The organism is Enterovirga rhinocerotis (genome assembly GCF_004363955.1).
GTDB lineage: Bacteria > Pseudomonadota > Alphaproteobacteria > Rhizobiales > Beijerinckiaceae > Enterovirga > Enterovirga rhinocerotis.
Map to the genome: position 1 here is coordinate 137,451 of NZ_SNZR01000011.1, position 19,674 is coordinate 157,124.

13 protein-coding genes and 1 tRNA gene are annotated in these 19,674 nt (G+C 66.9%); 10 read left to right on the forward strand and 4 right to left on the reverse strand.

Annotated elements, in window-relative coordinates; all coding sequences use genetic code 11:
- Nucleotides 1-119 precede the first annotated feature (119 nt).
- The 6 genes from hsdR to EV668_RS01225 all read left to right on the forward strand — a co-directional run bounded on the left by hsdR (nt 120) and on the right by EV668_RS01225 (nt 9,881).
- Nucleotides 120-2,561, forward strand: a complete 2,442-nt coding sequence (gene hsdR / locus EV668_RS01200; RefSeq protein WP_133768038.1) for an EcoAI/FtnUII family type I restriction enzme subunit R — start codon at nt 120-122, stop codon at nt 2,559-2,561.
- The gene (locus EV668_RS01205; RefSeq protein ID WP_133768039.1) at nt 2,558-4,015 is read left to right on the forward strand and encodes a type I restriction-modification system subunit M; all 1,458 of its coding nucleotides are present in this window, start codon (nt 2,558-2,560) and stop codon (nt 4,013-4,015) included. Before hsdR ends, EV668_RS01205 begins: the two co-directional genes overlap by 4 nt.
- Nucleotides 4,012-5,817: a restriction endonuclease subunit S gene (locus EV668_RS01210; protein WP_133768040.1), complete on the forward strand. Its 1,806-nt coding sequence runs from the start codon at nt 4,012-4,014 to the stop codon at nt 5,815-5,817. Before EV668_RS01205 ends, EV668_RS01210 begins: the two co-directional genes overlap by 4 nt.
- A gap of 19 nt (nt 5,818-5,836) precedes the next feature.
- Nucleotides 5,837-6,289 (forward strand): TspO/MBR family protein, encoded by a 453-nt coding sequence (locus EV668_RS01215; protein ID WP_133768041.1) that lies wholly within the window; start codon nt 5,837-5,839, stop codon nt 6,287-6,289.
- Nucleotide 6,290: 1 nt separating this feature from the next.
- On the forward strand, nt 6,291-8,174 hold the full coding sequence (locus EV668_RS01220; protein ID WP_133768042.1) for a heavy metal translocating P-type ATPase: 1,884 nt from the start codon (nt 6,291-6,293) through the stop codon (nt 8,172-8,174).
- 114 nt (nt 8,175-8,288) lie between these two features.
- The gene (locus EV668_RS01225; RefSeq protein WP_208111467.1) at nt 8,289-9,881 is read left to right on the forward strand and encodes a recombinase family protein; all 1,593 of its coding nucleotides are present in this window, start codon (nt 8,289-8,291) and stop codon (nt 9,879-9,881) included.
- Here the strand turns inward: EV668_RS01225 and EV668_RS01230 are convergent.
- From EV668_RS01230 to EV668_RS01245, 4 genes are all read right to left on the reverse strand, one after another.
- Nucleotides 9,849-9,922, reverse strand: a tRNA-Gln gene (locus tag EV668_RS01230). The genes EV668_RS01225 and EV668_RS01230 overlap by 33 nt on opposite strands.
- A gap of 176 nt (nt 9,923-10,098) precedes the next feature.
- Nucleotides 10,099-11,253 (reverse strand): hypothetical protein, encoded by a 1,155-nt coding sequence (locus EV668_RS01235; protein ID WP_133768043.1) that lies wholly within the window; start codon nt 11,251-11,253, stop codon nt 10,099-10,101.
- Nucleotides 11,254-11,333: 80 nt separating this feature from the next.
- Nucleotides 11,334-13,160, reverse strand: a complete 1,827-nt coding sequence (locus EV668_RS01240) for an aminopeptidase P family protein (protein ID WP_133768044.1) — start codon at nt 13,158-13,160, stop codon at nt 11,334-11,336.
- Complete coding sequence (locus EV668_RS01245; protein ID WP_133768045.1) at nt 13,157-14,077, reverse strand: 50S ribosomal protein L11 methyltransferase; 921 nt, start codon at nt 14,075-14,077, stop codon at nt 13,157-13,159. The genes EV668_RS01240 and EV668_RS01245 overlap by 4 nt, the downstream gene beginning before the upstream one ends.
- Nucleotides 14,078-14,338: 261 nt before the next feature.
- Here EV668_RS01245 and infA point away from each other — a divergent pair, with 261 nt between their 5' ends.
- The 4 genes from infA to EV668_RS01265 all read left to right on the forward strand — a co-directional run bounded on the left by infA (nt 14,339) and on the right by EV668_RS01265 (nt 19,671).
- Entirely contained in the window at nt 14,339-14,614 is a 276-nt protein-coding gene (infA, locus tag EV668_RS01250) for a translation initiation factor IF-1 (RefSeq protein ID WP_133769922.1), read from the forward strand.
- 68 nt (nt 14,615-14,682) lie between these two features.
- Nucleotides 14,683-17,904: an ATP-binding protein gene (locus EV668_RS01255; RefSeq protein WP_133768046.1), complete on the forward strand. Its 3,222-nt coding sequence runs from the start codon at nt 14,683-14,685 to the stop codon at nt 17,902-17,904.
- Nucleotides 17,905-17,977: 73 nt separating this feature from the next.
- Complete coding sequence (locus EV668_RS01260; protein ID WP_133768047.1) at nt 17,978-19,060, forward strand: isocitrate/isopropylmalate dehydrogenase family protein; 1,083 nt, start codon at nt 17,978-17,980, stop codon at nt 19,058-19,060.
- A 104-nt stretch (nt 19,061-19,164) separates the two neighbouring features.
- Nucleotides 19,165-19,671: a hypothetical protein gene (locus EV668_RS01265; RefSeq protein ID WP_245512756.1), complete on the forward strand. Its 507-nt coding sequence runs from the start codon at nt 19,165-19,167 to the stop codon at nt 19,669-19,671.
- Nucleotides 19,672-19,674: the final 3 nt, after the last annotated feature.

A 19,674-nucleotide genomic window follows, 5' to 3' on the forward strand; every position in this document is an offset into this window, starting at 1 on the left:
CAGGGGTGCGAACCGGGTGCGCACCCCTGGGTTCGCGGGTTCGCACCCGGATGCAAACGGTGCGCATCCGTGCCAATACTCAATTTTGACTTGAACGATTGAAGGATTCGCCCGCGACGATGGACAAACGGAGCCTCACCGAACGCGATATCTGCACCAAGTTCATCCTGCCCGCCGTCAAGCGCGCCGGCTGGGACGAGATGGTGCAGGTTCGGGAGGAGGTCTATTTCACCAAGGGCCGGATCATCGTGCGCGGCAAGCTGGTGACGCGCGGCAAGGCCAAGAAGGCCGACTTCGTTCTCTACTACAAGCCGAATATCCCGATCGCCCTGATCGAAGCCAAAGACAACACGCATAGCGTCGGCCACGGCATCCAGCAGGGCCTCGACTACGCCGCGACGCTGGATATCCCCTTCGTGTTTTCCTCGAACGGCGACGGCTTCGTGTTCCACGACCGCACCGGCCGGAGCGTCCCGATCGAAACCAATCTCGGGCTCGACGCCTTCCCGTCGCCGGCCGACCTGTGGGCGCGCTATCGCGCCTGGAAGGGCCTCGACGCTGAAGCCGAGCAGATCGTGCTTCAGGACTACTTCGACGACGGCAGCGGCAAGGCCCCGCGCTACTATCAGGTGAACGCCGTCAACGCGGCGATCGAGGCCATCGCCAAGGGCCGCGACCGCGTGCTGCTGGTGATGGCGACTGGCACCGGCAAGACCTACACGGCGTTTCAGATCATCTGGCGCCTGTGGAAGGCGGGCCGCAAGAAGCGCATCCTGTTCCTCGCCGACCGCAACGTGCTGATCGACCAGACGATGGTGAACGATTTCCGCCCGTTCGGCGCGGCGATGGCGAAGCTGTCCACGAACGCCAAGACCATCGAACGGCAGGACGGCACCACGGTCGATCTGCCGCTGGCGCTCGACAGGAAGCGGCGCATCGACACCGCCTTCGAGGTCTATCTCGGGCTCTATCAGGCGATCACCGGGCCGGAGGAGCGGCAGAAGCTCTTTCGCGAGTTCTCGCCCGGCTTCTTCGACCTGATCGTGATCGACGAATGCCATCGCGGCAGCGCCGCCGAGGATTCGGCCTGGCGGGAAATCCTGACCCACTTTTCCGCCGCAACGCAGATCGGCCTTACCGCCACGCCGAAGGAAACCGAATACGTCTCCAACACCGACTACTTCGGCGAGCCGGTTTTCACCTATTCGCTGAAGCAGGGAATCAGCGACGGCTTCCTCGCGCCCTACAAGGTCATCAAGGTTCACATCGACCGCGACGTGGAAGGCTATCGCCCGGAACTCGGGCAACTCGACCGGGACGGCAACGAGGTCGAGGACCGCATCTACAACGCCAAGGATTTCGACCGGAACATCGTGCTCGATGACCGCACGGTGCTGACCGCCAAGAAGATCACCGAGTTCCTGAAGGAAAGCGGCGACCGATTCCAGAAGACCATCGTGTTCTGCGTCGATGAGGAGCACGCGGCGCGGATGCGGCAGGCGCTGGTCAACGAAAACGCCGATCTGGTCGCCGAAAACGCGCGCTACGTCATGCGCATCACCGGCAGCGACAAGGAAGGCCAGGATCAGCTCGGCAACTTCATCGACCCGGAGTCGAAATATCCGGTGCTGGTGACAACCTCGCGGCTTCTCTCGACGGGCGTCGATGCACAGACCTGCCGGCTTATCGTGCTCGATCGCGCGGTGGGCTCGATGACGGAGTTCAAGCAGATCGTCGGGCGCGGCACCCGCGTCCACGAGGACACCAAGAAGTTCTTCTTCACGCTGATCGACTTTCGCGGTGCGACCAGCCATTTCGCCGACCCGGACTTCGACGGCGATCCGGTGCAGATTTATGAACCGGGCGACGGCGATCCGATCACGCCGCCCGATGAAGCGCCGCAGGGCGACGACACCATCCCGCCGAAACCCGGCGACGACGAAACTGTGGTCGATCAGCCGGGCCTGCCGCTGCCGCCCGGTGGCCCGATCCGAAAGATTTATGTCGATGGCGTCGGCGCCCGCATCCTGGCCGAGCGCGTCGAATATCTCGACGAGAACGGCAAGCTCGTCACCGAATCCCTGCGGGATTTCACCAAGACGGCGCTGAAGAAGCGCTTCGCCAGCCTCGACGATTTCCTCAAGCGCTGGAAGTCGGCTGAGCGCAAGCAGGCGATCATCGAGGAACTGGAAGCCGAGGGCCTGGCGCTCGATGCCGTGGCCGACGAATTGGGCAAGAATCTCGATCCGTTCGATCTGATTTGCCACGTCGCCTTCGACAGACAACCGCTCACCCGCCGCGAGCGGGCCGAGAACGTCAGGAAGCGCGACGTGTTCACGAAGTATGGGCCGCAGGCCCGCGCCGTTCTCGATGCGCTGCTGGAAAAGTATCGCGACGAGGGCGTGCTCAATCTCGACGACGCCAACGTGCTGAAGGTAACGCCCTTCACGGCGATGGGCAGCGTCGTGCAACTCATCAAGGCGTTCGGCGGCAGGGAGGGCTTTGAGGCGGCCGTCCACGAAATGCAGGACGCGCTCTATCAGGAGACCGCTAGCGCATGATCGTCCGCACCACCGTCAAATCCATTCAGGACATCATGCGCCAGGACGTGGGCGTCGATGGCGATGCGCAGCGCATCAGCCAGCTCACCTGGCTGTTCTTCCTCAAGATCATCGACGATCAGGATCAGGAACTCGAACTGACCAGGGACGGCTATCACTCGCCGATCCCCGAGCGGTTCCAGTGGCGCAACTGGGCGGCGGACCCGGAGGGCATGACTGGGCAGGCGCTCCTCGACTTCGTCAACGACGAGCTGTTCCCGGCGCTGAAGGGCTTGCAGGTTTCCGCCAAGCCGGGCGACCGCCGCCGCGTGGTGCGCGACGTGTTCGAGGACGCCTACAACTACATGAAGTCCGGGCAACTGCTGCGGCAGGTGGTCAACAAGATCAACCAGGTCGATTTCAACAATCTCGACGAGCGGCGGCACTTCGGCGAGTTCTACGAGCAGTTGCTCAACGATCTGCAATCAGCCGGCAATGCCGGCGAGTATTACACGCCGCGCGCCGTGACCGCCTTCATGGTCGATCGCATCGACCCGCATCCCGGCGAAATCCTGTTCGATCCCGCCTGCGGCACGGGCGGGTTCCTGACCTGCGCCATCCGCCACATGGAGGCCAAGGGCTATGTCCGCACGCCGAAGCAGCGCGAGACCATGCAGGCGAGCTTGCGCGCGGTGGAGAAGAAGCAGCTTCCGCACATGCTCTGCGTCACCAACATGCTGCTGCACGGCATCGAGGACCCGAGCTTCGTGCGCCACGACAACACGCTGGCCCGGCCGCTGATTTCGTGGAGCAAGAACGAGCGCGTCGATATCGTCGTCACCAATCCGCCCTTCGGGGGACGCGAGGAGGACGGCATCGAAAACAATTTCCCGACCTTCCGCACCAAGGAGACCGCCGACCTGTTCCTGGCGCTGATCGTGCGCCTCCTGAAACCGGAGGGCCGCGCCGCCGTGGTGCTGCCGGACGGCACGTTGTTCGGTGAGGGCGTCAAGACGCGGCTCAAGGAACATCTGATGGAGGAGTGCAACCTCCACACCATCGTGCGCCTGCCCAATTCGGTGTTCAAGCCCTATGCCTCGATCGGCACCAACCTCCTGTTCTTCGAGAAGGGCACGCCGACAAAAGACATCTGGTTCTACGAGCACCGCGTGCCGGATGGTCAGAAGGCCTATTCGATGACCAGGCCGATCCGGCTGGAGCATTTTCAAGCCTGCATCGACTGGTGGGGCGGAAGCGAGCGCAAGGGCCGCGAGGAAGGCCCGCAGGCGTGGCGCGTGACGGCCGAGGAGGTCAAGGCGCGCGGCTACAATCTCGACTTCAAGAATCCGCATATGCAGGCCGACGATCACGGCGACCCGGAGGTGCTGCTGGCCGATCTCGCCCGCGCCGAGGCCGAGACGGCTGCCTATCGCGACCAGTTGAAGGCGATCCTGGCCGAGGCGCTTCTTCGATGATTGATCGCCCGATGAACGCGGAACGCCTGCTGGCACACTACGAGAAGATCGCCGACGCGCCCGACGCCATCGCGCGGCTGCGCCGCTTCGTGCTCGACTTGGCCGTGCGCGGCAAGTTGGTGTCGCAGGATGCGGATGACGAACCAGCCGAGGAGTTGCTGAAGCGGATCGCGAAGGAGAAAGCGCGTCTGGTGAAGGCGGGCGAGATCAGGAAAGAAAAGCCACTTACGCCGATGGGGGATGATACGGATTTCGACATTCCTCCTACATGGCGATGGACGCGACTAGGTGTCATCACTTCGTATATTCAGCGCGGGAAGTCGCCGAAGTACGCAGCGGCAGACGGTTCTCTTGTCGTCTCGCAGAAGTGCGTTCAATGGCGCGGGCTCGACCTCTCGGCAGCCAAAAAGGTTACTCTAGAATCGCTGGCCGATTACGAGGACATCCGCTTTCTTCGTGATGGTGATCTGCTTTGGAACTCAACCGGAACAGGTACTATCGGTCGCGTTATTCGGCTACTCGATCCGCCCGAAAAGCTCGTTTGCGATAGCCACGTCACTGTCGTTCGGTGCTTGGAAGTCGATCCCGAATACATTCGTAGTTGGCTTCTATCCGATCACGTTTATGCGCTGATTGAAGATCGCGCTGCGGGTTCGACGAACCAGGTCGAGCTAACCGCGCAGATGGCGATCAATCAGGTTGTTCCTCTCCCACCGCTGGCCGAACAACACCGCATCGTCGCCAAGGTCGATGAGTTAATGGGCCGGTGCGACCGACTGGAGGCGGCGCGGGCGGGCCGCGAGGCGGTGCGCGACAAACTCACGGCGGCGAGCCTCGCCCGCCTCAACGCGCCCGATCCCGAAACTTTCGAGGCCGACGCCCGCTTCGCCCTCGACGCGCTGCCAGCCCTCACCACGCGCCCCGACCAGATCAAGGCCCTGCGCCAAACCATCCTCAACCTCGCTGTGCGGGGGAAGCTGGTGCCGCAGGACGCGAACGACGAGCCGGCGGCGGAATTGCTGAAGCGGATCGCGAAGGAAAAGGCGCGTTTGGTCAAAGAGGGGAAGGTCAAGCGACAGAACGCATTGCCGGAAATAGACCTCGATCAAGTGCCGTTCGAACTGCCCGCCGGATGGGCGTGGGGGCGATTCCCCGAGGTTGGGACGTTTGGCAGAGGGAGGTCGAAACACCGACCACGCAATGATCCGGCGCTTTTTGACCGCGGCGAACACCTGATGATCCAAACTGGGGACGTTGCCCGATCACAAGGCGTCATCGAGACCTATACAAACAAGTATAACGACTTCGGGCTATCCCAGAGCTTCAAATGGCCGAAGGGAACGCTTTGCATCACAATCGCCGCGAACATCGCGGACAGCGGGATATTGAGTTTCGATGCCTGCTTTCCCGATAGCGTCGTCGGGTTCATTCCGGCGCCGATGTTCGAGAACGCGAGATACTTCGAATATTTCGTTCGAACGGCAAAGGCGACTCTCTTGGAGTTCGCGCCGGCGACGGCGCAGAAGAACATCAACCTCGAAATTCTGACACAGGTCCTCATTCCGCTCCCACCGCTTGCCGAACAGTACCGCATCGTCGCCAAGGTCGATGCCCTCATGGCGCTCTGCGACCGGCTGGAGGCGAGCCTCACCGCCACCGCTGCGACCCGCTGCCGTCTGCTCGAAGCCCTGCTCACCGAGGCGCTGACGCCTTCCGAGGATCGCGACGCTTTTTTTGACGCATCGCCGGACGCAAAACCGGTTCCCACTTTTGCTGGCGATGCTTCAGAGGCGGCGGAATGATGGAAGGAACCCCCGCGCCATGAACCGTTATGTCGCGTTGATCCTGTTCCTCGTACTCGTGCTCGGCGGCGGCCTCGCGCTCGGCGGGCTGACCGTGCGGGGTGGCTGGTACGCCGGCCTCGCCAAACCCTCCTTCAACCCGCCCGCTTGGCTGTTCGGGGCGGTGTGGACGGTACTCTATATCCTGATCGCCATCGCCGGCTGGCGTGTCTGGCAGCGCGACCGTTCCGGCTGGCCGATGAAGCTGTGGTGGGCGCAGATGGCGCTGAACTTCCTGTGGACGCCGGTGTTCTTCGGCGCGCATCAGATCGGGCTCGCGTTCGTCATCATCCTGCTGATGCTCGCCGCCATTCTCGCCTTCATCGCCACCGCGTGGCGGCTGGATCGCGTGGCGGCGTGGCTGTTCGTGCCCTACGCCGCCTGGGTGGCTTTCGCCTCGCTGCTCAACGGCTCGATCTGGATGTTGAACTGAGATGGCTGAGACCCGAGCAACCGATGCAGAGCGCGTTCAGCCACGATTGACGGGCGGAGTGGCCTATCGGCGCTTTGCGCCGCGCGTGCTCGTGGTTATCGCGCTGCTCGGCCTCACGCTCGGCGGCTCGTTCTGGTGGCGCGGCGAAGCCGGATCATCCCATGTCGCCTGGACGCTGGGGACGCTTCCGGTTCTGCTCGCCCTGTTCGGCCAGATCATCGCATCGTTGCGTCGCGGCGATGTCGGGCTCGATGTCGTCGCAGCGCTGTCGATGTCGGCGGCCCTTGTCTTCGGCGAAAGCCTCGCCGGCAACGTCGTGGCGCTGATGTACGCGGGCGGCCAGTTGCTCGAATCCTTCGCGGAAGGGCGGGCGCGCCGCGAAATGACGGCGCTGCTGGGCCGCGTCGCCTTCACCGCCATGCGCTATCGCGACCATACGCTCGAAGAAGTGCCGATCGCGACCATCCGACAGGGCGACCGACTGCTGGTTCGGCAAGGCGATGTCGTTCCGGTGGACGGCCACGTCGCCGGTGGCGTCGCGGTGCTCGATCTTTCGGCACTCACCGGCGAGTCGATCCCCAAGAGCCTTTCCCGCGGCGGCGAAGTGATGAGTGGCTCCACGCTTGTTGGCGCCGCCTTCGACCTGATTGCAAGCCGGCCCGCCTCCGAAAGCACCTATGCGGGGATCGTTCGCCTCGTCGAGGCGGCGCAGGCCAGCAAGTCGCCGATGGCGCGGCTCGCCGATCGCTACGCGATGTGGTTCCTGGCGCTCACGGTGTCGCTCGCCGGTGCCGCCTGGCTCCTCAGCGGCGATCCCATCCGCGCCTTGGCCGTGCTCGTCGTCGCGACGCCATGTCCGCTGATCCTTGCCGTCCCTGTCGCCATCATTTCCGGTATTTCACGAACGGCGAAATCGGGAGCGCTAGTGAAGGATGGCGCGGCTCTTGAAGCGCTGGCGCATGTGCGAACGGCGATCCTGGACAAGACAGGAACGGTGACACAGGGGCGTCCCACGATCACCGCCATCAGAGCGGGCGAAGGGTTCACCGAGCACGACGTGCTGGGACTCGCCGCGAGCCTCGATCAGGCGTCGGCGCACGTCATGGCGACTTCGCTCATTCAGGCGGCGACCGACGCCGGCCTCACGCTTCTGCCGCCCTCGAACATCGCCGAACTTCCTGGCAAGGGCATCGAGGGAACGGTGGGCGGGCGGCGTGTCGCCATCGGTGGCGACACCTATGTGCGCAATCGAAGCACCAGCGGCCATGCGATGCTCCAGGAGCTGGACGATCAGGGCGGCGTCCAGTTCGTGGCGGTGGCCGTCGATGGCGCGGTCGCGGGCGTCATCCTGCTTCAGGATCAATTGCGCGAGGATGCGCGCGCCACGCTCGATGCGCTCCGGGCGGCGGGAATTGATCGGATCGTGTTGGCGTCGGGGGATATGGACCACATCGCCCAAACGGTCGGCCGGTCCCTTGGCGTTGACGAAATCCTTGGCGATCTGACACCGGAGGGCAAGGTGATCGCGGTGCGTCGCGAGGCGGCAACGCGGCCCGTCATGATGGTGGGCGACGGCGTCAACGATGCGCCCGCGCTCGCCACCGCCGAAGTCGGCGTTGCCTTGGGCGCGCGCGGCGCGGTTGCGTCCTCCCAAGCCGCAAGCGTCGTGCTTCTGGTGGATGAACTCTATCCGCTCGCCACGGCGCTGAATATCGCGCGGCGAACGCGCGCCATCGCCCTTCAAAGCGTGTTCATCGGCTTGGGGCTTTCCATCGCAGGCATGATCGTCGCGGCGTTTGGCTATTTGCCGCCCGTGCAGGGCGCTCTTTTCCAGGAAGCGATCGACGTGGCCGTAATCCTGAACGCCCTTCGGGCCTTGCGGTAGTCGGGACAGTCGCGACCAGTCCGCGTTCCCGGCTTGATCCGTGCGGCCAAGGGCGCGACGATTCCGCCACGCCGATGCTTGCGATCCGAGTGTGTTTAGGTTACACTAAACGAGATGAAACGAGCCGCCAGACCCGCACCCGCCGCCGATCCCGCCCGCAAGCAGGCGGTGATCTATGCCCGCGTCTCCTCAAAGGAGCAGGAGAAGGAAGGCTTCTCGATCCCGGCGCAGTTGAAGCTGCTCAAGGAATATGCGGCGGCGAACCGCTTCGCGGTGGCGCAGGAATATGTGGACGTTGAAACCGCCAAGCAGACCGGCCGCGCCGCCTTCGGCGAAATGGTTGCCTATCTCAAGGCGCACCCTTCGGTTCGCGTGATGCTGGTCGAGAAGACGGACCGGCTTTATCGCAACCTCAAGGATTGGGTGACGGTCGATGAACTTGACGTGGAAATGCACTTCCCGAAGGAAGGCGTGGTGCTGTCGCGCGAATCGCGTTCCTCGGAAAAGTTCATGCACGGCATCAAGGTGCTGATGGCGAAGAACTACATCGACAACCTGTCCGAGGAAGCCCGCAAGGGCATGCAGGAAAAGGCCGAGCAGGGCATCTGGCCGACCAAGACGCCGCTCGGCTATCGCAATATCACCGGCGCGGACGGCAAGAAGATCATCGCCACCGATCCCGCGATCGCGCCGCTCATCTCCAAGCTGTTCGAGTGGTATGCCCGTGGCGACATCTCGCTGAAGGAAGCGGCCCGCAAGGCGCACGCGGCGGGCCTCACCTATCCCAAGAGCGGCGCCAAGGTGCCGGTGAGCACCATTCACACCATCCTGCGCAACCGGCTCTATACCGGCTGGTTCGAATGGAACGGCAAGCTCATCGAGGGCAAGCACGAGGCGCTGGTGCCGGTCGAGCTATGGGAGCGCGTGCAGGGCGTGCTCGACGGCCGCTTCGCCAGCAAGGCCAAGCGCGGCCGACATGACTTCGCCTTCTCGGGCCTGATCGCCTGCCATGCCTGCGGCTGCGCCGTGGTCGGCGAGATCAAGAAGCAGCGCTACGTCTATTATCATTGCACCGGCTACGCCGATAAGTGCCAGGGCAACCCGGCTTCATGCCGGCGCAAGCATGTGCGCGAGGAAGCACTTGAAACGCAGTTCACCGAACTGCTTGGGCGGCTTCGCTTCGACGACGAGGTGCTGGAATGGGTGCGCGACGCGCTGCACACCAGCCACGCCGACGAACGCCGCGAGCACGAAGAAGCGATCAAACGCCATCAGGCCGAATACAATCGGCTGAACGATCGCATTCACGCCATGTATGTCGATAAGCTCGATGGGCTGGTGGACACGGCCTTCTACGATCGAATGTCGAACCAGTGGCGCGAGGAGCAGAATCGCTGCCAGCGCGAGATTGAACGCCACCAGAACGCCGACAAATCCTATCTGGACGAAGGCGTCGCGCTGCTCGACCTCGGCCGCAACGCCCAAAGGCTGTTCGCAAAGCAGGAACCGCGCGAAAAACGCCGCCTGCTGAACTTCCTGCTATCGAACTGCACCTGGGAAGATGGCGAAGTGGTCGCGACCTTCCGCCAACCCTTTGACATACTTGCGGAAACCGCCACTGCCGCCGCCCGCTTCGAGGCGGGCGCGAGCGCCAAATCGGCGAAAAGTGAGATTTGGCTGGGGGACGAGGATTCGAACCTCGACTAACGGAGTCAGAGTCCGCTGTTCTACCGTTAAACTATCCCCCAACGTCGGATGCTGAGAGCGCTGTGCGATCTCTCGGCATCCGGCGGCGGAGCCGCGATCGTTTCGGATCGGGCCCGGCGAGGGGCCTCAGATAGGGCTCTTTCGTCGCCCGGTCAACGCTTCAGACGACGATCGCGCATCTGAGTTGGACAGGCGATTTTTCGCCCCCGGCTCGGCCCTATCGCCGCGCCGCGCCTTGGCGCGCCTCGGTGCCGAGCCGGGCGGCGAACGCGTCCGCCAGCGCTCCCGAGACGCGCCCGGGGATGATGTCTGTGTAGGATGCGCTTTCGGTCAGGTCCTGCTGCAGCGTCAGGGATTCGGCCGGGTCGAGGAAGCCCGAGCCGACACGCATCAGATACAGCATCGGATCGCCCTTCTCGCTGCCGATCTCGGGCGCGATCATGACGGTGATGACGACGACCTCGCGCAGTCCGAGGGGTTTCGCGAGGGCGGTGTCGCGCGGGACGAGGATCACATGATCGCCGTTCTCGGGGCGGGACCGGATGGCGGCCGGCTCGGAGGCGCCGAGCACCTTGCGCGCGGTCTCGGCGAAATCCTGGACGATCCGGATCTCGGGCAGGCTCCGGAGATTGGCCGGAAGGCGAACCCCGTCCTCGCGCGCATAATGCTCGGGACCGGTCACTTCGCTGCCGGGGATGGCCTTCAAGGCGGAGAGGAGCGGCCTCACATCGGCACGGCTCGAGACGAGGCGGATGATCTGCTTGCCGGTCCGCAGGTCGGCGCAGCCGGGGACGAGCTGGTTCGGCGGAAGAACCGCCTTCTGCTGGCGCGCGATGTCGAGGACCGCCCGGACGGAGCCGAGCGGCACGGTCGCCATGGCCTCGTTCGGGGCCAGGGTGCCGACGACTCCCGATGGCTGATAGGGTTCCGGCGCCGCGCCGTCCTCGAACTCGAGCGGCTGTTCGCGGATCGCGATGGTCTGGTCGCCGTAGACGATCGTGCCCTTGAAGCTGGGCGCTCCCTTCCCCTGGCCGGGCGCGGTCTCGATCGTGACCGTCGTCGGGAGGCCGGCGACGAGGCTCCGCCCGGTCGCCGTCATCCGGTTGCGCGTGACCGCGACCTGCGCCGTCACCCGGTCGAGCGAGGTCAGATCGGGACGCTGCGGAAAACAGAGGTCCAGCGAGAATTCCGCAGGCCGGTTGCCGGTCCGGCTCTCGCTCAGGATACCGTCGAGCATGACGCTCCGGTCGGCGGCCTCGCCCTCGCTGAAGAGAAGATGCCGCTCGCGGGCGGGCTGGTCCGGCCGCGTCGGCTGGGCCGCGGCGGGGGACGCCAGAGCGCCCATCAAAACGAGACCGATGGCCCTGATCATGTCGTCCTCCGCGATCAGGACCCACAGTCCCGCTTGCGGCGCGCTTGGCAAGTCCCAAGGACGCCCGACGCCCTCGCGCGCTAGGCGGAGGCGATCGGCCGCGTCGCCTGCGCGAGCCAGGCGCGGGTCGGCTCGTCCAGCTCGTCCGAGAGGGCCTCCCGCACGCGGGCGTGGTAGGCGTCGAGCCAGGCCCGCTCGTCCGCGTCCAGAAGGGCGGGCTCGACGACGGCGAGGTCGAAAGGCGCGAGGGTCAGGGTCTCGAAGCCGAGCATCGGCCGCTCGGCCCCCTCGATCTCGCGGGCCTCGACGAGGACGAGGTTCTCCAGGCGGATGCCGTAGGCGCCGGTCTTGTAGTAGCCAGGCTCGTTCGAGACGATCATGCCCGGCTCGAGCGCCACGCCGCCGAGCTTCGAGATGCGCTGCGGCCCCTCGTGGACGGAGAGATAGCTGCCGATGCCGTGGCCGGTGCCATGGTCGAAATCGAGCCCCGCCTCCCAGAGCGGCCGGCGGGCGAAGGCGTCGATCTGGGCGCCGGAGGTGCCTTTCGGAAAGACGGCGCGGGCGATGGCGATATGGCCCTTGAGCACCCGCGTGAAGCGGTCGCGCATCTCGGCGCTCGGCTCGCCGACGGCGATGGTGCGGGTGATGTCCGTCGTGCCGTCCCGGTACTGGGCGCCGGAATCGACCAGGAACAGCTCGCCGGGACCAAGCGTCCGGTCGCTGGCCCGGGTCACGCGGTAGTGGACGATCGCGCCGTTGGGGCCGGAGCCGGAAATGGTGGGGAAGGAGACGTCCTTCAGATGCCCGGTGTCGCGGCGGAACCCCTCCAGCGCCTCGACCGCGCCGATTTCGGTGACGCTGCCCGAAGGGGCGGTCTCGGCGAGCCAGCGCAGGTAGCGGGTCATGGCGACGCCGTCGCGCCGTTGCGCGGCGCGCGCGCCGGCGATCTCGGCCGCGTTCTTCACGGCCTTCATCAGCGTCAGCGGATCGGCGCCGCGATCGGGACGGCGGCCCGCCGCCTCGACGAGGCCGAGCAGGGCCGCGGCGCCCGTCGCCGAATCGATGCGGATCGCCCCGCCCTCGGGCCCGAGCCGCGCGATCTCCTCGGCGAGGCGTGCGGGGGGCGCGATCTCGGCGACGTCGCCGATCGCAGCGCCCGCTTCGTTCGAGATCTTGCGCGGGTCCATCACGAGGATCGGCCGGCCCTCGCGCGGCACGAGGGCGTAGCCGAGCGCGAGCGGCGTATGGGCCACGTCGCCGCCGCGGATGTTGAACAGCCAGGCGAGGTTCTGCGGGTCGGAGATCACGAGCCCGTCGAGCCGGTCCTTGGCCAGGGCCTCGCGCAGGCGACCGATCTTCGCCCCGGCGCTCTCGCCGGCGAGCTCTTCCGGCTGGAGCACGACAGGCGCGTGGGGCGGGGGAGGCCGGTCGGGCCAGACGGCGTCGAGGGGATTGGTCTCGGCCGGGACGAGCGTGCCGCCGGCCTTCGTCACGGCCTTCGCGAGGTCGTCGACGCCTTTGGCCGTGTGGAGCCAGGGATCGTAGGCGAGGCGGCGCGGACCGAGTTCGGCCGCGATCCAGGCCTCGGCATTGGTCTCGGCGAGCCGGACGACCGTGAGCAGCCCCGTATCGACCTGCTGCCCGGCCTGGAGCGTGTAGCGGCCGTCGACGACGATCGCGGCCCTGTCGGCGAGGACGATCGCGGTGCCGGCGGAGCCCGTGAATCCGGTCAGCCAGGCGAGCCGGTCCGCCGAGGGCGGCACATATTCGGATTGGTGCTCGTCCGCGCGGGGCACGACGAAGCCGTCGAGGCCGCGCCGGGCGAGTTCGGCGCGAAGCAGGGGAATGCGCCGGGTGCCCTGCGCCGGGGAGGCGAGGTCGTCGAAGCTCTGGAACTGGGCTGTCATCGCGGGTTCCGGGGGGAGACGCCGCCGCGGCGCAGGACGAGCGTCGCCCAGCCCTCGCGCACGGATTGCCGCCGCAGCGCAAGGCCTTGCGTCCGGTAGGCGGCGAGGATGCCCGGGACGTCGCGCTCGAGGAGGCCGGACAGCACGAGCGTGCCGTTCGAAGCGAGCACCCGGGCGATCGGGCGGGCGAGGCGGGCGAGGGGCCGGGCGAGGATATTGGCGAAGACGAGATCGAACCGGCCCGGGCGTCCGGCGAGGGCATGGCGCGTGCCCGGCCCGACATAGAAGGACAGATGGGGCGCGATGCCGTTCAGCCGGGCATTCGCCCGCGCGACCTCGATGGAGACCGGGTCGATGTCGCCGGCGACGATGCCGGATTTCAGCGCCTTGGCCGCGGCGAAGGCGAGGATGCCGGTCCCGGTGCCGATGTCGAGCACATGGCGCGGCCGTCGCTGCTTCAACTCGTCGGCGAGGGCGGCGAGGCAGCCGCTCGTCGTGCCGTGATGGCCCGTGCCGAAGGCGAGCGCGGCCTCGATCTCGATGGCGAGGTCGTTCGAGCGGACCCGATGGCGATCATGCGAGCCGTGGACGAGGAAGCGCCCGATGCGGACGGGGACGAGTCCGTCCAGCGAGGCCTTGACCCAATCCGAGCCGGCAAGCGTGTCGAAGACGGCCTCGTCGGCCGCATCGCCGACGGCCAGGCGGGCGAGTTCGCGGATCGCGGCCTCGTCCGGTTCGCTGGAGAAATAGGCCTCGAGCAGCCAGGACGGTCCGTCATCGACCTCGAAGGCGGCGACCGCCGTCTCGGCGGGGTCGAAGATCTCCCCGAGGAGTTCGGTGAGAGCCCGCGCCGTCCCCTCGTCGGTGGCGAGGCGCATCACATGCGTGGGGGCGTGAGGGTGGAGGCCTTCGAGCATGGCCCGGCTCTAGCATCGCCGACGTCCCGGGGCCATCGGCTTGACGCGTCGAGCGGCCCGCGGGTCCCCGGTCTCCGACGGCCGCTTGCCGTCGCCGACGAGGATCCGCGAGCTTGCATCGGGGCGCATTTCGCTCCACATCATGGGCGTTGCACCGCTGCGCCCGCCTGGAGCGCGGCTTTTTGCCGTCGCGTGATGGCGGATTCTCGTGTAGAGCGGCCCGGATGAGCCGTGCACGCGGCCAGAAAGGTCACGGTTTCAATGGCGAAAGAGGAACTGATTCAGTTCGAAGGTCTCGTTCTCGAGGCGCTGCCGGACACGCGCTTTCGCGTCCAACTCGATAGCGGCCACGAGATCATCGCCTACACGGCCGGGAAGATGAAGAAGAACCGGATCAAGACGCTCGCCGGCGACCGCGTCACGGTCGAGATGTCGCCCTACGACCTCGAAAAAGGGCGCCTGATCTTCCGCCACAAGGACGAGCGGCAATCGACCGGTCCCCGTCCGCCGTTCCGCGGTGGCATGCGACGCCGTTGACCGGGCCCCGGCATCGACAGGAAACATTGTCCCGCTAATCCGCGCTCCTTCGACGAACAGGAGGGCCGGTGACGGTCGCGATTCCGAAACTCCGCATCTTCGTCTCGTCGCCCGGCGACGTGGGAGCCGAACGTGCGGTCGCCGTTGCGGTCACGGAGCGCCTTCAGCTCGAATTCCGCGGCCAGGTCGAGCTCGAGACCTATCTGTGGGAGCGGACGGTCCTGCGCGCGACCGATTCGTTCCAAGCCCAGATCATCGACATCCAGGATGCCGATCTCGCGATCTTCATCCTCTGGTCGCGGATCGGCACGCCGCTGGCGATCGAGCAGTTCAAGCGCCAGGACGGCACGCAATACGGCTCGGGCACCGAGTATGAATTCGAGCGGGCCCGCGAGGGCTTCGTCGCCAAGGGGCGGCCCGATCTCCTCTGCTATCTCAAGACCGACGAGATCCGTTTCTCGCTGAAGGATCGCGAGGAACGCCAGCGCCGCAATGCCGAACTCGATTCGGTCGGCAGCTTCATCGATCGCTGGTTCCGCAACCCGGACGGCACCTTCAAATCGGCCTTCTATTCCTTCGAGAAGACGGCGGCCTTCGAGGAACTCGTCGAGATCCACCTGCGCGACTGGATCCGCGAGCGGCTGCGGGAGCTCCAGGCCGACGCCTCCTCGCGCACGGTCTGGAAGGGCTCGCCGTTCCGGGGGCTGCAGGCCTTCGATTACGAGCATTCGCTGATCTATTGCGGCCGCACGGCCATGGTCGCCGAGGCGCTGGAGACGCTCCGCCGCCGGGCGGCGGCCGGGCGCGCCTTCCTGATGGTCACGGGAATGAGCGGGGTCGGCAAATCCTCGCTCGTCCGCGCCGGCATCGTGCCGCTGCTGATCCGCCCCTCGGTGATCGAGGGTGTGATCGGCTGGCGCCGCGCCACCTTCAAGCCGAGCGTCGGCACCCAGACCCTGCTCGAAGGGTTCGGGGCGGCGCTCCTCGCAGCCGACGCCCTGCCCGATCTTGCGGCGCCCGAGCAGATCGAACCGCTGCTGCGGGACCAGGCGGCGCTGACCAACGCCGTCATCCGGGCGCTCGACCTCGCGACCCAGAAGGCGCGTCAGGCCCGCCCCGATCCGGACACCGAGGGCACCGTCCGCCTCGTCGTCGTCTTCGACCAATGCGAGGAGATCTTCGACGAGAAGGTGCCGATCGCCGATCGCGACGCCTTCGCGGAGGCGCTGCGCACGCTGGTCCTGACCGGCCGCGTCTGGATCATCGCGACCTTGCGGGCCGACTTCTTCAGCCGCACGGGCGACCTGCCCGAGCGCTTCCGCGAGCTGTTCATCGAGCGCGACGGCCTGTTCACGGTCGGCGGGCCGCGCACCGCCGAGATCGCGCAGATGATCCGACGGCCCGCCATGATGGCCGGCCTCGCCTTCGAGAAGCGTGGCGATCCCGAGGAGGGTCTCGACGAGGTCCTACGCGACGCGGCGGCCGGCAATCCGACCGTGCTGCCGTTGCTCGAATTCACGCTCGACGAACTCTTCCGCCGCTCGGGCGGGACGGGCTTGCTGCGGTTCTCCGATTACGAACAGATCGGCGGCCTGCACGGGGCGCTGAGGCTGCGGGCCGAGGAGGAGTTCGAGAAGCTCTCGCCCGCCGTGCAGGCCTCGCTTCCGCAGGTTCTGGCGGCGATGGTCCATACCGACCCGACCGACGACCGGCTTCTCCTGCAGAACCGCGTGCCGCTGTCGCAGTTCGACTCGCTTCCCGAATGCCGCCGGCTCATCGACGCCTTCGTCGCCGCGCATCTCTTCGTCGGCGACCAGGCCCCCGACGGTTCGCCCGTGGTCGCGCTCGCGCACGAGGCGCTGCTGCGCGAATGGCCGCCTGCGGTGCTGTGGATCGAGGCGAACCGGGAATCGCTCCGTCTGCGTTCGGGCATCGCGGCGGCGGCGGCGCTCTGGCGGACCAGCGACAGGCGCGAGAGCCGCCTCCTGTCGGGCGAGTTGCTGAAGGATGCGACCCGTCTCCTGCGGACCAACGCGACGATGCTGGGGCCGGACGAGCGGGCCTTCGTCCAGGCTTCCGCCGAACTCGACCGGAAGCGGCGGATGAAGACCGTCCGGCGCGCGGCCCTCGCGGCGGCGGCGGTCCTCGTGATGGTGCTGATCCCGACGCTCGGCTTGCGGCAGATCCAGCACGGCGTGGCGACCGCATGGGCGATCCCCCGCCTCTGGAACGCCGACCGCGTCCTGCCCGTCTCGCCCGAGGCCAAGGCCAATCTGCACCGGAGCATCGAGACGATCACGCAGATCGTGCGTCGGGATGCGGACGAGCATCCCGAACTCGGCCCCTGGTCGATGGCGCAGATGCGGGCCGCGCTTCACGGCACGCCCGGCAACGCGGCGCAGGCCGGACGCGACCTGCGGGCGTACATGACGGGCCTGCGCGATCCGTCCTGCTTCTGCTGGAAGGAGACGGCCCAGCGGCTGCCCAACCATTTCGCGAGCGCCTGGGTGCTGCTGTCCTTCGCCCTCCACGAGGAGAAGGCGACGCCCGAGGAGCTCGACGCCGTCCTGGCGCGCCAGTCCGGTGCCGGCTGGTGGGGTATCTACCACCTGGTCGAGACCGACCGGAACGCCGCGGCCGGCGTCACGGCGCTGACGCTCCACGCGCTCCAGCACCATCTCGACCGGGGGCTCGTTCCGCCCGAGCAGCAGGACCGGGTCAAGACGGCCATCGCCAAGGGCGTCGCGTGGCTCCTGTCCCAGAAGCAGCCGGACGCCGCGCGCTGGCCGCCTTATCCGCTCCCGCCCGTCGGCATCTTCGAGAAGGGCGAATATCCCGGCCTGTCGGCCTTCGTGATCCATATCCTGCGCGAGGTCACCGGGGAGCGCGGCTTCGACCGGCCCTGGCTCGATGCCTTGCCGATCACCGTGCCGCAATTCCGGGACAACGAGATCTCGAAGGCGAATCTGCTGGTCAAGGCGGGTGCCTCCGTCGAGGTCGACGATTCGCGCTTCTATCGGTTCCCGTGGATGCTGCTGGCGACGGTGGAGACGCAGGAGAGCGGCTCTCTCCTGCAACGCGCGCGGGCCCTGGTCTGGGTCGAGCAGGCGCTGAAGGCGCCGTTGTCGAACGCCGATTTCGGCAACGAGGCCTGGATCGCCGGCGAGGTCCTCTTCGTCCTGCGCCAGGTCGAGGCGCGGCTCGAGGGCAAGCCCGCCTTCGCGGATCGCCCCGCCGCCGCGGCGGCGATCGGCCCGGACCGCTACGGAAAGTCCCCACCTGCGCAATAGACGTCTGGATGCGTCGCCATCGGCCGGCTAAACGCCCGGGATCGGCTCGGAGCCGGACGGGAGGGGAGGGCCCATGGCCACGTATCAGATCGCGACGATCGAGGGTGACGGCATCGGGCCGGAGGTGACGCAGGCCGCGATGAAGGTGCTGACGGAGGCCTGCGGTTCGGACACCCTGTCCTTCGAGATGCGCGACGGCGGCGCCGGCCATTACGTCAAGTCGGGCGAGGTGCTGCCGGAGGACACCTTCGTCGCCTGCCGGGACATGCATGCGATCCTGCACGGCGCCGCAGGCCTGCCGGGGATCGTCTATCCCGACGGCACCGAGGTCGGGAACGATCTGCATCTGCGCCTGCGCTTCCGGCTCGACCTCTACGCCAACATGCGCCCGGTGAAGCTGCTCCGCGGCGTGCGCTCGCCGTTGCGCGACGTCGAGGCGGGGATCGACTACGTCATCGTCCGCGAGAACACCGAGGGGCTCTATGCCAGCCGCGGCGCGGGCGTTCTGCTGCGGGGCGAGGTCGCCTCCGACACGCTGGTCGTGACCCGCAAGGGCACGGAGCGGGTGGCCCGCTTCGCCTTCGACCTCTCCCGCCGCCGGAACGGCGCCCCGCGCGACGGCAAGCGCCGCGTGACGGTCTGCGACAAGGCCAACATCCTGCGGACCTACGCCTTCTTCCGCGCCGTCTGCGACGAGGTCGCGACCGAGTATCCGGATGTCGAGATCGACTACGCCTATGCGGATGCGATCACCGTCCACCTCGTGAAGAAGCCTGATTTCTACGACGTGATCGTCGCCGAGAACATGTTCGGCGACATCATCTCCGATCTCGGAGCGGCGACGGCGGGCGGCATGGGCATCTCTCCCTCGGGCGAGATCGGCGACCACCAGGCCCTGTTCCAGGGCGCGCACGGCTCGGCGCCCGACATCGCCGGGCAGAACGTCGCGAGCCCGCTCGCGACGATCCTGTCGGGTTCGCTCATGCTGCGCTGGCTCTCCGAGCGCCACGGCGACGCGACCCTCGCCGGGGCGGCGGACCGGATCGACGCGGCGGTCAACACGGTCCTCGCCGAGGGCATTGCGGTGCCGCGCGATCTCGGCGGGCAGGCGGGCTGCACCGAGGTGGCGGACGCCGTGTGCAGGGCGCTCGGATGAGCCTCTCCTCGCGTGGCATCGTGCCGCGCGAGGGCCGTGCAGCCCCAAGGGCCGTCATGCGTTGACCCTCAGCCTGCCCCGTCAGGCTCAACAGGGAGACATGAATGGCCATCTCGCGTCGCGCACAGGATCGTTTGCTCAGCCAGGACGAATTGGATCTCGTTCAGAGGACCCGTGACCAGGCCCTCCGGGACGCGGGACATAGCGAGCTGACGTCCCTTCGTGCGGTGATCCGCGAGAGGCGCGACAGGGCACGGGCCACGGCTTCGCGGCAGCGCCGGGAGATGCGCGGCAAGGCCGAGCCGAAGGGTGCGCGTCCGGCGGCGGGGAATGTCGGCACCGTCGGCAAGTACGATCTGCTGACCTCGGCGCTGAAGCGGATCGGCAATGAGCTGCGCAGGCGCACCCAATCCTCCAAGGCCACCCAGTCGCGCCACGCACAGCGGGCGCTCTCTATGAAGAATGCGGCGCCGTCGACATCGACGAAGCCGGACGATCGCACCGCCGACGAGGGGATGAGAAGCGTCCCCAACGATGCGCAGGCGCCGTCCGGGGCTTTCGGCGACGCGGGACTTCAGCCGGCGATGCAGCGGGCGAAATTCGCCCGCTGACCG

Bases quoted from the DNA above. Each gene is read 5' to 3' on its own strand.
- EV668_RS01240 (WP_133768044.1), bottom strand. From the start codon at position 13,160: ATGACAGCCCAGTTCCAGAGCTTCGACGACCTCGCCTCCCCGGCGCAG.
- infA (WP_133769922.1), top strand. From the start codon at position 14,339: ATGGCGAAAGAGGAACTGATTCAGTTCGAAGGTCTCGTTCTCGAGGCG.
- EV668_RS01205 (WP_133768039.1), top strand. From the start codon at position 2,558: ATGATCGTCCGCACCACCGTCAAATCCATTCAGGACATCATGCGCCAG.
- hsdR (WP_133768038.1), top strand. From the start codon at position 120: ATGGACAAACGGAGCCTCACCGAACGCGATATCTGCACCAAGTTCATC.
- EV668_RS01260 (WP_133768047.1), top strand. From the start codon at position 17,978: ATGGCCACGTATCAGATCGCGACGATCGAGGGTGACGGCATCGGGCCG.
- EV668_RS01265 (WP_245512756.1), top strand. From the start codon at position 19,165: ATGGCCATCTCGCGTCGCGCACAGGATCGTTTGCTCAGCCAGGACGAA.
- EV668_RS01235 (WP_133768043.1), bottom strand. From the start codon at position 11,253: ATGATCAGGGCCATCGGTCTCGTTTTGATGGGCGCTCTGGCGTCCCCC.
- EV668_RS01220 (WP_133768042.1), top strand. From the start codon at position 6,291: ATGGCTGAGACCCGAGCAACCGATGCAGAGCGCGTTCAGCCACGATTG.
- EV668_RS01225 (WP_208111467.1), top strand. From the start codon at position 8,289: ATGAAACGAGCCGCCAGACCCGCACCCGCCGCCGATCCCGCCCGCAAG.
- EV668_RS01245 (WP_133768045.1), bottom strand. From the start codon at position 14,077: ATGCTCGAAGGCCTCCACCCTCACGCCCCCACGCATGTGATGCGCCTC.
- EV668_RS01210 (WP_133768040.1), top strand. From the start codon at position 4,012: ATGATTGATCGCCCGATGAACGCGGAACGCCTGCTGGCACACTACGAG.
- EV668_RS01215 (WP_133768041.1), top strand. From the start codon at position 5,837: ATGAACCGTTATGTCGCGTTGATCCTGTTCCTCGTACTCGTGCTCGGC.